We start from the raw sequence: 13,909 nt of genomic DNA on the forward strand, positions 1-13,909 counted from the left end.
GAGAGCCATGATCCGGGAAGGTGGGTGCCTGTGCGGCGCGGTGCGGTTCAAGGCGGAGGGCGAGCCGCTGAACGTGCGCGTCTGTCATTGCCGCCGCTGCCAGAAGGCGATGGGTTCGCCCTATTTCGCCCGTGCCCAGTTCGACCAGAAAGCGCTAACGGTCGAGGGTGACACCGGCCGCTATGCATCGTCGGAAAACATCGATCGCGTATTCTGCAAGGCTTGCGGCACGCGGCTGTTCGCCTGGCGTCGCAACGGCACGCTGGCGGGCGTGGCCCTCGCGACCTTCGACGACCGCAACGCTTTCACACCGACCGAGCACATCTGGACCAGCGAGAAGCTGGCCTGGGTCAGGATCGAGGACGGCATGACGCAATATGAGACGACGATCCCGGCCTGACGGCGATCATTTGCGGCGTGGCATTTCGGAACCGGCCGCCCTATGTTGCGCGGAAGCGTTGCTGCGCCCCCGGATTGGTCGTCTGCAGGGCGACAGGCAAAGCCGGAGCAGGCGCGACGTGAACATTTCCTTCTACGACCTCTCGGTGTGGGTGCTGCCGCTGGTGCTGGCCATCACCTTCCACGAGGCCGCGCACGGCTTCGTCGCGCACCGGCTCGGCGACGACACCGCCTGGCAGCTCGGCCGCGTCAGCTTCAATCCTCTCAGGCACATCGACCCGTTCGGCACCCTGATCCTGCCGGCGATGCTGCTGTTTGCGCATTCGCCGTTCTTGTTCGGCTACGCCAAGCCGGTGCCGGTGAATTTCCGCAAGCTCAACCACCCGAAGCTGGATATGGTCTGGGTCGCCCTCGCCGGCCCCGTCACCAACATCCTGCTGGCGCTCGCAGCAGGCCTCGCCCTCCACGCCCTGCCCTGGGCTCCCGCCGGTTCAGCGCAATGGATCTTCGACAACCTCAAGAACGCGCTGCGGATCAACGCGGTGCTGGCCGTCTTCAACATGATGCCGATCCCGCCACTCGACGGCGGGCGGGTCGCGGTCGGGCTGTTGCCCCGCCCGCTGGCCCTGCCGCTGGCACGGCTCGAGCCGTTCGGCATGCTGATCCTGATCGCCCTGCTGATTCTGCTGCCGATGGCGGGTTCCCAGTTCGGTCTAAATCTTGATGTTATTTCAGCAATACTGCGAACGTTGACCGGTCATGTGATTCAAGCTGTTCTCTTCGCGACCGGCAACGCATAGTTGAAGCGTTACGTTTGGATATCCTGCACTTGAAAACAAAGCCGAAGGGCTAGAGGCCAACTTGGTCAAAGCTGCCGATATGCTGATCGCGCGACGCGCCGATACCCGTGCCCGCGCCGATTTCGCCACCTGGAAGATGATGGCCAAACTGAATGGGTTGTCGGCGCTGCCTCCCGAGGCGCAGGGCTTCCTCGATGGCTACAAGAAGCTGCTGGATCGGATGAGCGAGACCGAGGCCACCGAGGTCGCCATCGCCGAGGTCTACAAATCCTATTATCTGGAAATGGGCGGCGGCGGGAACCCGCCCGATGTCCGCCCCCGGCCGCCCGAGCCGGTGACGGACAATGTTACCGCCTTTCGCCGGCCGGCGCCCAAAGCAAAGAAGACTGGCTTCTTCGGTGCAGGCACGGTCAGTGGAACCCAGAAGCGTCCTCTTCCGGTGGCGCTGATTTTCGCCTGCCTGGTCGTGGTCTATGTCGGGATCAAGTACTACTGGCGCTGAGCGGTCTTCTTCTTTTTCTTGTCTTCCGGCGGCTTGAAAACGATATCGACCGTGCGCTCGACCCGATCCTCGGTCAACGCGGCAGGTGGTACCGGGAATGGATCTGATTTGCGGACCATGGCGACCGCTGCCGCATCGAAAGCGGCGTCTCCGGAGGATTCGACCACGTCGACCGACACCACGTTGCCTCGTCGATTGAGTGAAAAGCTCACCTTGGTGGTTTGATTGTTGGGCTGCTTGCCCTCCGGATTGACCTTGTGAGCCGCGAGATGCGCGCTGATCTTGCGGTTCCAGTCCGCCGTAATTTTGAGCACGTCCTTACCAATGCCGAGCACCGGAGCCATGGCCCTCTCAGCTTCGCGCGTGGCGTTTTCGAAGGTTTGCCGCTCCATGGCAATCTGCTTCTGCTGAGCTTCCATGGCGGGGGTTTCGGTGGCGGCCACCTTCGGATCTTCGTCCTGCTCCTTCTTCGCCTTGTTCTCAGAGACAACGCGATCAGCATCCTCGAGCGGTTGCGGTCGATCCTGCGGAAGATCTGTTTCCTTCGTCTCGGCCTTCTGCTGCTGAAGCTCGGGACGCTCTTCCTGCTCCTCGGAGTCCGTCGGACCAAGGGCCTGATTGGAGTCTTGAATCGGCGGAGAAGCCATCTCGACCGCGAACTCGGCACCCGCAGCGCCCAAGCCTTCATCGCCATCATCGGTCGGCAAGCTGGCGAGCGCGAGCGCAGCCCCACCCAAATGGAGCACGAGCGCCGCGACCGCCGCCAAGATCCAAAGCCTTCTGGACGATTTGGGTTCGAGCTCAACCGACATGGCGACCCCTATGGCTGCGCGGGGCCTGTCGCAGCTGGTGCCGCCGGCGCGCCAGCAGCCTCCAACGTCACCAGCTTGACCCGCATGTAACCGCCGGAGCGCAGCAGCTCCATGACGCCCATCAGCTCGCCGTAGGGCACCGAACGATCGGCACGCAGAAAGACGTATTTGTCCTTGCTCATGTCTGACAAGCCGTCGAGGGTCGGAATCAGGTTGGCCCGGCTCACCGAATCCTCCCCGATCGCAAGCCCCAGATCGCGCTTGATGCTGAGATAAGTCGGCTTGTCCGGCTTCTTCTGCGGCGTTGCGCTCGACGTCGGCAAATCGATCGGCAGATCGACCGTCGACAGTGGTGCGGCGACCATGAAGATGATCAGCAGTACCAGGATGACGTCGATGAAGGGCGTGACGTTGATGTCATGCGTTTCCGAGAAATCGTCGTCGTCATCGTTGTCCGTCAGCGAGACTGCCATGGCTTACTCCGCCGCGCGCGAATGCGCAGTGCCGTGGCTGCGGTCGAGATCGCGCGACAACAGACGTGCCGCCGCGCCCGAGGCGCGGCTGACGAGCTCGAGATAGCTCTTCGTCACGCGCGAGAAGTGATTGTAGATGATAACGGCGGGGATCGCCGCGACGAGGCCGATGGCCGTCGCGAGCAGCGCCTCGGCGATGCCGGGCGCGACCACCGCGAGGTTGGTGGTCTGCGACTTCGAGATGCCGATAAAACTGTTCATGATGCCCCACACGGTGCCGAACAGGCCGACGAAGGGCGATGTCGAACCGATGGTCGCGAGGAGACCCGTGCCGATGCGGATGCGTCGTGCCTCTGCGCGGACGATCTCGGCAAAGCTCGAGGCCGCGCGCTCCTTGATGCCGTCGTCGCTGGAGAGCCCCGCAGACATCCGCGCTTCACGTAGCGCGGCCGCAAGGAACGACGACAACATGCCCTCCTTGGTGCCGAGCGCCATCTGGGCTTCGGCAAGCGAGCGAACTTCAGCGACCTTCTTCAACGCCGAACGCAGTTTGGCGGAGGCGACTGACAGCTCGATCGACTTGGCGATGAAGACGGTCCAGGTTACGAGCGAGGCGAAGGCAAGCCCGATCATCACCGCCTTCACGATGATGTCCGCCGCCATGAACATCCCCCAGGGCGACAATTCCTTCATGGCCGGCGCGATGCCCGCTTTCCGCGCGGCCTCGGAGGCCGGGGCCACGGCAGCCTCGGTCGCTGGCGCGCTGGGCATCGCCACGGGCGCAGCAGGGGTTGCGGTCGATGGCGCAGGTGCGGCCATCGCGGGGGCGGCCGGCACCGGCTGAGCCGCCACCGGTGCCGGTGCCGCCATCGGCCGCGCCGGCGCCGCCGCCTGGGTTTGTGTCTGGGCAGACGCAGGAACTGCGAGCCAGGCGGCCGTGAACAGCACGGCTGCAGCGAGGCTTGCTCGGAAAGATGTGATCTTCATACTTCGGCCCAGATGCGAATGAGGTTGTGATAGATGCCCGTCAACTTGATCGTTTCGGGATCGTCACGCCCGAGCCGTGCCGCCAACGCCTGAATGGCGGTGTCGAGGTCGAAGATCATGCTGCGGGCTTGATCGTCCCGTATCATGCTCTGGAGCCAGAAGAAAGACGCAACCCGCGCCCCCCTTGTCACCGGTGTGACCAGATGCAGGCTGGTCGAGGGATAGAGCACGCAGTCCCCGGCTGGCAACTTGACCTCGTGCGAACCGTAGGTGTCCTCGATCACAAGCTCGCCACCGTCGTAATCCTCGGGCTCGCTGAGGAACAGCGTGACCGACAGATCGGTGCGGATGCGAAGGCCGGTCAGGCGGTCGCCGCGGATCGCGTTGTCGACATGCAGGCCGAAATGGTGGCCGCTGTCCGCCGTATAGCGGTTGAACAGCGGCGGAAAGATCTGGAGCGGGATCGCCGCCGCCAGAAATCGCGGACTCGCCGTCAGCGCCGAGATGATGCGGTTGCCGAGCCTGCGCGCGACCTCGCCATCCGGCGGCAATTGCTCGTTGCGCTTGACCATCGCCGACTGCGCGCCCGCGGTGGAACGGCCGTCTTCCCATTCGCTGCCGTCCATGATGCGGCGGAACTCCGCCACATCATCCTTGCTCAGGACGCCGTCTATGCATGTCAGCATGGCACCTCGTCATGTCTCCATCAGTAGCGCGCGGACAGCACCAGATAGGCCGCGCGTCCCGGTGCCTCCAGCACGAAAGGCGCAACACTCTGGTACAGCGCGTCGTAGTAGCGCTTGTCGAAGATGTTGTTGACGAACAGCTTCACCTGCCAGTTCTTGTTGATCTTCGCTTCCGCGAACGCATCGAAGCGCCAGTAGCCGGGGATCGACGTGCCCTGGTTGGCCGCGAGCAAGGTGCCGCCGTACACCTTCGAGCGATATACCGCCTGCCCGCCGAGCTCCCAGACGTCGGTGAGCTGGTATTTCGACAGCAGGCTGAACGACTGGTGCGCGATGTTGGCGAGCGGCAGGCCGACATTCGACGCATAGAGCTTGCTGTTGGCGGGTGGCGCGAGCGACTTCATGACCTCCGACTGCATGAGCACCGGGCCGCCGAACACGCTCCACTTGTCGGTGATCTTGCCGCCGACGCCGAGATCGATGCCGCGGACGCGGTAAGCGGCGCCGGCCGTGATACACGAGACGGTGGTCGACGGGGCCACGGGAGCATAGGTGCAGCCCAGCGCGGCGGCGGCGGCCGTGCTGCCGACATTCTGCGCCTCGCGCGCGTTATCCTTCGTGGTCTGGAACAGGGCGGCGGTCAGCAGCAGGTGGCGATCGAACAACTCCCACTTGGTGCCGAGTTCAATGGCCTTGTTCTTTTCCGGCCCGAAGATCTGGTTATTGCCACCAGCGAGATTCGGATTGATGCCGCCATAAGCGGTGCTGGTACCGTCGAACTCCGAGCCGACCGGGTTCGCCGAGGTCGCGTAGGCCACGTAGACGCTGCCATTGGGCAGCGGCTTCAGCGTGAGACCGAGGTTGAAATCCGGAACCAGGAATTCGGCGGACTGCTGACCGAAGGCACCAGCCGCGGTGAACGCCGAGGTCTTGATGTTGTAGTCGTCGTAGCGGAAACCGCCGTTGAGGATCAGAACGTCGCGATAATTCGCGCTGTCCATGACGTAGCCGCTGACGGTCTCGATTCCGATCTTGGTTGGCCGGCCCGTAAGCCCACCGGGAATCGGGAATGGATTGTCGGTATATTGGGGCCAGAAGACGCTGACGCCGGGCAAGGACCCGGTCCCGGTGAAAGCTGTCGCCCCCGTCGTGATCTCGGAGCCGAGCCCCGTGTAGCTATCAATCGACGATCGTTCGTTGTCGTATTCTATGCCTGCGAGCAGCGTGTGTTTGAAGCCCGCATGATCATCGAACTTGTACGTCGCCTCGGTCTGATTGGCGAACACATCCGTGGCCTGATACCGGCTCTGCGGGTTGGCCGACAACGTCCACAATGCCGGACTGTTGCTCGTTATAACCGGCGATTCCGGCAATGTGCCAATGTAGTTCTGTGTGGAGTGCGATTCCCGGATCCTGTTGGTGAGTAACAGATCCGGCGTGACCTGGACTTCCGCATTGATCGAGCCGATGTCCTGGCCGGTCCGGTAGAAGTCGCGATTGACGAAACCATAGAAATTGTTTCGGTTGACACCGAAATCAGGGAACGGACCGCCGGCGGTACTCGCCGTGCTCGGCCGATAATAGGGCACGCCGAAATCGGGAATGCCGGTCAACTCGGTGTGGATGTAGTTTCCCGTGATCTTGATCGCATCGGTCGGCTTCCAGGTCGTCGCCACGAAAGCACCGTCGCGATTGTCCTTGATCCGGTCTCGGCCCGCCACGTCAGCATCCTGGAACAGACCGCCAGTGCGAACGGCAAGCGTCGGGTTGATCACCTGATTGACGTCGAGCGTGACACGCTTGGTCTGGTCGGTGCCAAACGTCGTGTCCATGTTGTAGAAGCTCTTCTCGGTCGCGGCCTGCTTGGTGACGATGTTGATCGCCCCACCGGCCGTGCCGCGGCCCGCGAAGGACGACGCAGGACCGCGCAGGATCTCGACCTGCTCTGTGAAGAAGTTCTCGCGTACGCTGACACCTGCATCGCGCACGCCGTCGATGAAGACGTCGTTGCGGGCGTCGAAACCGCGGATGAAAAAACGGTCGCCGAACGCGTTGCCGCCCTCACCCGTTCCGAGCGTCACGCCGGCCGTGCTGAGGATCGCCTGCTTCAGCGTGGTGGCGTTCTTGTCCTCGAGCACTTCCTTGCTGAGAACCGTGATCGATTTCGGCGTGTCGACCAGCTTCTCCGGGAATTTGCCGCCGGCCTGGACATGATCGACCTTGTAGGGCGCTGCCTGATCCGCAAAGGGATTGCGATCGGCCGCCGGCGCGGACGTATCGACGACCGGGGCCACTGCTGCCTGCTGACGCTGTTGTGCGGCACGGCGCAATGCGTTGCGGGCGCGGACCTGATCGGGCGTCGGCTTCGCCGTGGTGGAGCGCGGCCGCTCCTTCGGCGCATCGACATTCACGGGCGGCAGTGTTGATTGCTGAGCCTGCGCTGCGCTCGATACGGACGCGACCGCAATCAAGCTTGCGACGGTGGAAACAGTCTTGCCGGTTGCGGCATCGAAACTGCTGCCCAATGAAGTCCGTGCCGCAGTCGAACGCAACGACCGCGGAGCCCTCGCCATACCCATCCTGTGTCCCATTCCCATTCTGCAACGTGTCGCATTGCAAACATGCGACGCGCTGGTCGTATCGAGCGGGGCCATGAGGGTCAACGCAATCACGCCATCTGCATCCTTGAATCCATCCAGATCAAAACGATTCTAAACTGCAGTTTGAAACCGTTCTAAACTCAGGCTTGCAAGTGGCGCGACACGGATGCAGTCGGACACTGCACGATGTCTTCACGCATTTTTTCGCGCAGCCGTCAGTCGCTGATCGGCGGCTTCATCAGCGAGAACAATTCATCAACGGTGCGCTGCGCCGTCGCGCGCACATGATCGGAGTTCTCCATGCCTGCGATGTTGACGCCTTTGACGACGGCTTTGATCTCATCGCGGAAGTCGGTGAGGAAGCGCAACGGATCGCGCTGCTCATTGGCGACACGCGCGATCAAACCCGTGATCAGAATCTGACACGCGATCAGCTTGCCGTTCAGTTCGTCCATCCCGCACTCCTGTTGTGGCGGCGCTGATATGAACGACGGTGATTTTAGTGACAACCGAAACACCGCGTGGCCGGTTTAGAACCGTTCTTGCCAGGGTCAGCCCTTCTCACGCACAGAACGCATCGCTGGCACCGCGCACCGTCGTCTCACGCCGTGCGCGAGCATTTCCTGTCTCTTGCACGCTCCTCGTTTGCGACCCGAAATGCAGCGCTGCACACTGCGTCGGCATCCGTTCGCCTACAGGGTGCAAAGCTTTCCAATTGTTTAGGATTCTCAACTGATAGTGCTGTTTACACTGGAACTTGGCGTGTATTATACAAGCCGTTCTGGAACCCTTTGATCGCCCCGCAATTCGTTGTTTTGGGCATACAAGCCGATACGCTTACATATGAAAAAGTCACGGCCGATCCTATGGATTGTCATCATCGCAGCCGTGGCCGGTGGCGGTTATTACGGCTGGCAGCGATTCTCGGCCGCTGAGGCAGCGAAGGCCCAGGCCGCGCAAAAGGGTGCGCCGCGGGTCGCCGCCGTGCCCGTCAGCATTGCGCCGGTCCAGAAGGCCGACTTCCCGGTCTACCTGACCGGCCTCGGCACCGTGCAGGGCTTCAACACCGTACAAGTCCGGACCCGGGTCGATGGCCAGATCGACAAGATCGCCTTCACCGAAGGCCAAATGGTCAACCAGGGCGATCTCCTGGTCGAGATCGACCCGCGCCCGTTCCAGGCCGCCCTCGATCAAGCCAAGGCCAAGAAGTCGCAGGACGAGGCCAACCTCGCCAACGCCAATCTCGATCTTCAGCGCTATACCAAGCTCGGCGAATTCGCGACGCGGCAGCAGACCGATACGCAACGCTCGACTGTCGCCCAGCTGACCGCCCAGATCGCAGCCGACGAAGCCGCGATCGCCAACGCCCAGACGCAGCTCGACTACACCCAGGTCAAATCGCCGATCACCGGCGTCGCCGGCCTGCGCCAGGTCGACATCGGCAATATCGTCAATGCATCGAGCCAGACCGGCATCGTCACCATCGCTCAGGTCGAGCCGATCACGGTGATCTTCACCGCGCCTGAAGAACAACTGCCTTACATCAGCGAGGGCCAGCAGTCCGGCGACCTCAAGGTGATCGCGTTCACCACCGACGGCAAGAAGACGCTGGCTGAAGGCAAGCTCGCCGTCATCAACAACCAGGTCGACACGACCAGCGGGACTATCCGGCTCAAGGCGGTGTTCGACAACAAGGATCACACGCTGTGGCCGGGACAATCGGTCTCGACACGCCTCCTGGTGCGGACGCTGAAAGACGCGACCATCGTCCCCGATGACGCGGTTCAGCATTCCACCAACGGCCTCTACGCTTATACCGTCGGTCCGGACAACAAGGCCGAGGTTCACAAGATCAAGGTCAGCTACGCCATCGACGGGCGCTCGGTCGTCGATGAAGGATTGAGCCCCGGCCAGCAGGTGATCACCGGCGGTCAGTACAAAGTCCAGCCCGGAAGCGTCGTTTCGACGACCGTGGCGAGCTCGGATCCGGTCCAGAAAAGCAAGGTTCAGCAGGAATGACCGAAGGCGGGATTTCGGCACCTTTCATCCGTTATCCCATCGGCACATCGCTGCTGATGGCCGGCATCCTGTTTGTCGGTCTCGTGGCCTATCCACTGCTGCCGGTCGCACCGCTGCCGCAGGTGGACTTCCCGACCATCCAGATCACGGCCAATTTGCCGGGCGGCAGCCCGGAGACGATGGCCTCGTCGGTCGCGCAGCCGCTGGAGCGCCAGTTCGCCCAGATTCCCGGCATCGCGCAGATGACCTCGACGAGCTATCTGGGCACCGCCTCGATCACCATCCAGTTCGACCTCAACCGCAGCATCGACGGTGCGGCGAACGACGTGCAGGGCGCGATCAACGCCGCCAGCGGCCAGTTGCCGAAGAACCTGCCCTCGCCGCCGACCTATCGCAAGGTCAACCCGGCCGACGCGCCGATCCTGCTGCTCTCGGCGACGTCGGACACGCTGCCGCTGACCAGCGTCAGCGACGCGGTCGACGCCCAGCTCGCCCAGCAGATCAGCCAGCTCTCCGGTGTGGCCCAGGTCTTCATCGGCGGCCAGCAGAAGCCGTCCGTGCGCGTCCAGGTCGATCCGGGCAAGCTCGTTGCCAAGGGTCTGTCGCTGGAAGACGTTCGCAGCGCGATCGGCATCACCACGGTCGACAGCCCCAAGGGCAATATCGACGGCGATAAGCGCGCCTATACGATCTATGCCAACGATCAATTGCTGCAGTCCAAGGACTGGAACGACGTCATCATCGCCTACCGCAACGGTGGTCCATTGCGGATCAAGGACATCGGCCAGGCGGTCACCGGTCCTGAGGACGCCAAACAGGCGGCATGGGCCAACGGCAAGCGCGGCGTGTTCCTGGTCGTGTTCAAGCAGCCCGGCGCCAACGTCATCGAGACCGTCGACCGGATCAAGGCGACACTGCCCCGGCTGGTCGCGGCGATCCCGCCCGCGATCAAGATCGAGCTGATCAGCGACCGCACCACGACGATCCGCGCCGCAGTCGAGGACGTCCAGTTCACGCTGCTGCTGACCATTTTCCTCGTGGTCATGGTGATCTTCGTCTTCCTGCGCAGCTTCTGGGCGACCGTGATTCCGGCCATCACGGTGCCGCTGGCGCTGCTGGGCGCCTGCGCGCTGATGTGGGTGTTCGGCTATTCGCTCGACAATCTGTCGCTCATGGCGCTCACGATCGCGGTCGGCTTCGTCGTCGACGACGCCATCGTGATGCTCGAGAACATCACGCGCTACATCGAGGAAGGCGAAAAGCCGCTCGCCGCCGCCTTCAGGGGCTCCAAGGAGATCGGCTTCACCATCATGTCAATCAGCATCTCGCTGGTTGCGGTGCTGATCCCGCTGCTCCTGATGGGAGGCATCATCGGCCGCCTGTTCCGCGAATTCGCGGTCGTGCTGGCGATGACGATCTTCGTCTCGATGTTCGTGTCGCTGACGCTGACGCCGATGATGGCCTCGCGCTTCCTGCGCGCACATGGCGAGGTGACCCATGGCAGATTTTACCAATGGAGCGAACGCGCCTTCGACGCGCTGCTGCGCGGCTATGAATACGGGCTCGACCATGCGCTGGCTTGGCGCCGCACCACGCTTACGATCTTCTTCGCGACGCTGGCGCTATCGATTTACCTGTTCGTCCTGATCCCGAAAGGCTTCTTCCCGCAGCAGGACGTCGGCCTGATCACCGCGACCTCCGAGGCGTCGCAGGACATTTCCTTCAAGGAAATGCTCAACCGCCAGCAGGAACTCGGAAAGATCATCATGGCCGATCCCGACGTCGCCAGCGTCGCGATGGCGATCGGCGGCAGCGGTCGTGCCGGCAATAACGGCAATCTGTTCATCACCTTGAAGCCCCGCGACGAGCGGGACGCATCTGCGCAAGAGATCATCGCGCGGCTGCGTCCCAAATTCGACAAGGTGCAAGGCGCCCGGCTCTACATGCAGGCGGCGCAGGACGTGCGGCTCGGCGGCCGACCGACGCGCACGCAGTTCGAGTTCACCCTGCAGGACGCCGATCTCGGCGAGCTCAATTCGTGGGCGCCGAAGATCCTCGCCAAGATGCAGACGCTGCCGCAGCTGCGCGACGTCGCGACCGACCAGCAGACCCAGGGCACCACGGTCCAGCTCAACATCAACCGCGACACCGCCTCGCGCTACGGCATCCAGCCGCAGCTGATCGACGACACGCTCTACGACGCGTTCGGCCAGCGTCAGGTCGCGCAGTATTTCACCCAGCTCAACAGCTACCATGTGATCCTGGAAATCCTGCCGGAGATGCAGGGCAGCCTCGAGTCGCTCAACAAGCTCTATCTGAAGTCGCCGTTGACCGGCGACCAAGTGCCGCTGTCGACCTTCGCGAGCTGGACCACCGATCCGGTCCGCCCGCTCTCGATCAGCCATCAGGGCCAGTTCCCGGCGATCACCATCAGCTTCAACCTCGCGCCGGATGTCGCGCTTGGACAGGCCACCGTCGCTGTGCAGAAGGCGATGGCCGATCTCGGCGCGCCGGCGACGCTGAACTCCAGCTTCCAGGGCACGGCGCAGGCGTTCCAGCAGTCGCTGGGCACGGTGCCGCTCCTGATTCTCGCGGCACTGGTCGTGGTCTATCTGATCCTCGGCATTCTCTACGAGAGCTACATCCATCCGATCACGATTCTGTCGACCCTGCCCTCGGCCGGCGTCGGCGCACTGCTGATCCTGATGGCCGCTGGATTCGACTTCAGCCTCATTGCCTTGATCGGAATCATTCTGCTGATCGGCATCGTGAAGAAGAACGGCATCATGATGGTCGACTTCGCCATCGCCGCCGAACGCGACGAGCACAAGACGCCGGAGGAATCCATCCGCCAGGCCGCGCTGCTGCGCTTCCGACCGATCATGATGACGACGATGGCCGCATTGCTCGGCGGCGTTCCGCTGATGCTCGGCCACGGCACCGGCGCCGAAATTCGCCAGCCGCTCGGCTATGCCATGGTCGGCGGCCTGATCGTCAGCCAGGCGCTGACGCTGTTCACCACGCCGGTCGTTTATCTCTACCTCGACAAGTTCTCGAACCTGTTCAAGGGCAACTCGGCCGAGGATCAAGGCCACGACGCGGCCGCGCACGGCACCGTCAAGGAAGCCGCCGAGTAAGCTTGCGTCGGGCCAAGCCCGACGCTACAGCCAAATCCTCGGTTCACGCCGGTCTTGCCATGCCCATGCAATCCAGACTTGTCGCCCTCGCCGCCGCTGTCCTGATGTCGACGGGCGGCGCGTACGCCCAGCAAGGCGCCAAGAAGAACGCGGCTCCGCCTGCCGCGGCCGCACAGCCTGTGGCCGCGCCGACCCAGCCGCAGGCCGAAGGCGCAGCGCCGCAGCCCGGCTGGATCGCGCGCTGCACCAGCGCGAGCCGCGATGCTCCTCTCGAATGCGCGATCGAGCAGAACGCCGTCCTCACCAAGACCGGCCAGACCATCGTGCTGATCAACATCCGCGTCGCGCCCGACACCCGGACGCCGGTCGCGCTGCTCCAGCTGCCGCTCGGCCTCAACATCCCGCTCGGCGCCAAGCTCCAGGTCGACGAGGGCAAGACGGTCGATCTCCAGATCCAGACCTGCGAGAACCGCGGTTGCTACGCCTCGACCCCGATCGCGCCGGACCTGCTTGCAAGCCTGAAGTCAGGCAAGCAATTGAAGGTCTCGTTCCAGAACATGGCGAACGAAACGATCGCGATCCCGATGCCGCTGAATGATTTCGCGGCGGCCTACGACAAGATCAAGTAGTTCACCACGCGCCGGTTGCTCGCAGCGGGGCGGCTTTCCGAGCCGTGCGGGCTGGGCTAGTCTGCCGTCGGCGGGGCCGGACATGACGGTGGAACATGACGCGCGAGAAGTCAGGTCTCAATCGGCTTGGTCTCCCGGTCATCCTGTTTGGGATGATCGGCGCCGCCGCGAGCGCGCAGACCCAACTACAGCCGCCGACTGCGCCGGCGGTTGAGCCCACGGTGCATGACGCAAAGGTGCGGCCCCGCAACGATCTCATCGACGGCAAATTCTCCCAGACGCCAGATTCCGGCGCGTCGACGTCCACGTCCGACGTGAAGCGCATTCGCACGACGCGCGAACGCATCATCGATGGCTCCGCGCCCCCCGCGGTCGCGCCACTGCAACCGCCGCCAGCGAAGCCGTGAGGCGGTTCAGCCTGCGTCACTCGCCCGCAGCAGCGTGGTGAAGCCACCATAGATCATGCGCTTGCCGTCGAACGGCATGTCCGAGCCCTTGAGCCTCGGATCGGCCATCACCTTCTTGTTGACGGCATCGCGGGTCTCGCGGTCGCGGTAAACGATCCAGGAGAACACCACGACCTCGTCCTCACTCGCCATCACGGCGCGCGGAAAAGACGTGAGCTTGCCATGAGGCACGTCGTCGCCGATGCATTCGACATAATCGAGCGCGCCATGCTCCATCCACACCGCGCAGGCCGTTCGCGCCAGCGCCGTGTAGGCCCCGATCTTGTCCTTCGGCACGGCGAGCACAAAACCATCGACATAGGGCATTACGGATCTCCCAGGGGTTGTGTGTCCCCAGGACGATCGGCGGAGCAGCGATCCGACTGGCGATGGGCGATATTCCGGTGAGGCAAACCGGC

14 protein-coding genes are annotated in these 13,909 nt (G+C 63.3%); 7 read left to right on the forward strand and 7 right to left on the reverse strand.

The features are described from left to right. Positions 1–7: 7 nt before the first annotated feature. The 3 genes from ACVWZ4_RS32375 (at position 8) to ACVWZ4_RS32385 (ending at position 1,701) form a co-directional block, all read left to right on the forward strand. Positions 8–400: a GFA family protein gene (locus tag ACVWZ4_RS32375; protein ID WP_456703120.1), complete on the forward strand. Its 393-nt coding sequence runs from the start codon at positions 8–10 to the stop codon at positions 398–400. 118 nt (positions 401–518) lie between these two features. Further along, positions 519–1,199 carry a site-2 protease family protein gene (locus ACVWZ4_RS32380; RefSeq protein WP_456738156.1) on the forward strand — a complete coding sequence of 227 codons (681 nt, stop codon included), beginning with the start codon at positions 519–521 and terminating at the stop codon, positions 1,197–1,199. A 79-nt stretch (positions 1,200–1,278) separates the two neighbouring features. Beyond that, positions 1,279–1,701, forward strand: a complete 423-nt coding sequence (locus tag ACVWZ4_RS32385; RefSeq protein ID WP_456738155.1) for a hypothetical protein — start codon at positions 1,279–1,281, stop codon at positions 1,699–1,701. Here the strand turns inward: ACVWZ4_RS32385 and ACVWZ4_RS32390 are convergent. From ACVWZ4_RS32390 to ACVWZ4_RS32415, 6 genes are all read right to left on the reverse strand, one after another. Beyond that, positions 1,689–2,513, reverse strand: coding sequence for a TonB family protein (locus tag ACVWZ4_RS32390; protein WP_456741951.1), 825 nt, complete (start codon positions 2,511–2,513; stop codon positions 1,689–1,691). The two genes, ACVWZ4_RS32385 and ACVWZ4_RS32390, sit on opposite strands and share 13 nt — an antisense overlap. Positions 2,514–2,521: 8 nt before the next feature. Continuing rightward, on the reverse strand, positions 2,522–2,986 hold the full coding sequence (gene exbD, locus ACVWZ4_RS32395; protein ID WP_456741952.1) for a TonB system transport protein ExbD: 465 nt from the start codon (positions 2,984–2,986) through the stop codon (positions 2,522–2,524). Positions 2,987–2,989: 3 nt separating this feature from the next. Then, on the reverse strand, positions 2,990–3,973 hold the full coding sequence (exbB, locus tag ACVWZ4_RS32400; protein ID WP_456741953.1) for a tonB-system energizer ExbB: 984 nt from the start codon (positions 3,971–3,973) through the stop codon (positions 2,990–2,992). Beyond that, complete coding sequence (locus ACVWZ4_RS32405) at positions 3,970–4,659, reverse strand: Fe2+-dependent dioxygenase (RefSeq protein WP_456741954.1); 690 nt, start codon at positions 4,657–4,659, stop codon at positions 3,970–3,972. The genes exbB and ACVWZ4_RS32405 overlap by 4 nt, the downstream gene beginning before the upstream one ends. A gap of 20 nt (positions 4,660–4,679) precedes the next feature. Continuing rightward, positions 4,680–7,238 (reverse strand): TonB-dependent receptor domain-containing protein, encoded by a 2,559-nt coding sequence (locus ACVWZ4_RS32410; RefSeq protein WP_456741955.1) that lies wholly within the window; start codon positions 7,236–7,238, stop codon positions 4,680–4,682. Between the two features lie 236 nt (positions 7,239–7,474). Next, on the reverse strand, positions 7,475–7,714 hold the full coding sequence (locus tag ACVWZ4_RS32415) for a hypothetical protein (RefSeq protein ID WP_092230377.1): 240 nt from the start codon (positions 7,712–7,714) through the stop codon (positions 7,475–7,477). A gap of 388 nt (positions 7,715–8,102) precedes the next feature. Between ACVWZ4_RS32415 and ACVWZ4_RS32420 the strand changes: the two genes are divergently transcribed. From ACVWZ4_RS32420 to ACVWZ4_RS32435, 4 genes are all read left to right on the forward strand, one after another. Beyond that, positions 8,103–9,278 (forward strand): efflux RND transporter periplasmic adaptor subunit, encoded by a 1,176-nt coding sequence (locus ACVWZ4_RS32420; protein WP_456741956.1) that lies wholly within the window; start codon positions 8,103–8,105, stop codon positions 9,276–9,278. Then, positions 9,275–12,415, forward strand: a complete 3,141-nt coding sequence (locus ACVWZ4_RS32425) for a multidrug efflux RND transporter permease subunit (RefSeq protein WP_456734854.1) — start codon at positions 9,275–9,277, stop codon at positions 12,413–12,415. Before ACVWZ4_RS32420 ends, ACVWZ4_RS32425 begins: the two co-directional genes overlap by 4 nt. 59 nt (positions 12,416–12,474) lie before the next feature. Continuing rightward, positions 12,475–13,044 (forward strand): invasion associated locus B family protein, encoded by a 570-nt coding sequence (locus ACVWZ4_RS32430; RefSeq protein ID WP_456734853.1) that lies wholly within the window; start codon positions 12,475–12,477, stop codon positions 13,042–13,044. Positions 13,045–13,139: 95 nt separating this feature from the next. Continuing rightward, entirely contained in the window at positions 13,140–13,451 is a 312-nt protein-coding gene (locus ACVWZ4_RS32435; RefSeq protein ID WP_456741957.1) for a hypothetical protein, read from the forward strand. Between the two features lie 6 nt (positions 13,452–13,457). On the opposite strand, the gene ACVWZ4_RS32440 is transcribed toward ACVWZ4_RS32435, so the two are convergent. Beyond that, positions 13,458–13,817: a DUF1428 domain-containing protein gene (locus ACVWZ4_RS32440; RefSeq protein ID WP_456703110.1), complete on the reverse strand. Its 360-nt coding sequence runs from the start codon at positions 13,815–13,817 to the stop codon at positions 13,458–13,460. Positions 13,818–13,909 lie beyond the last annotated feature (92 nt).

The organism is Bradyrhizobium sp. USDA 4472, assembly GCF_054058595.1.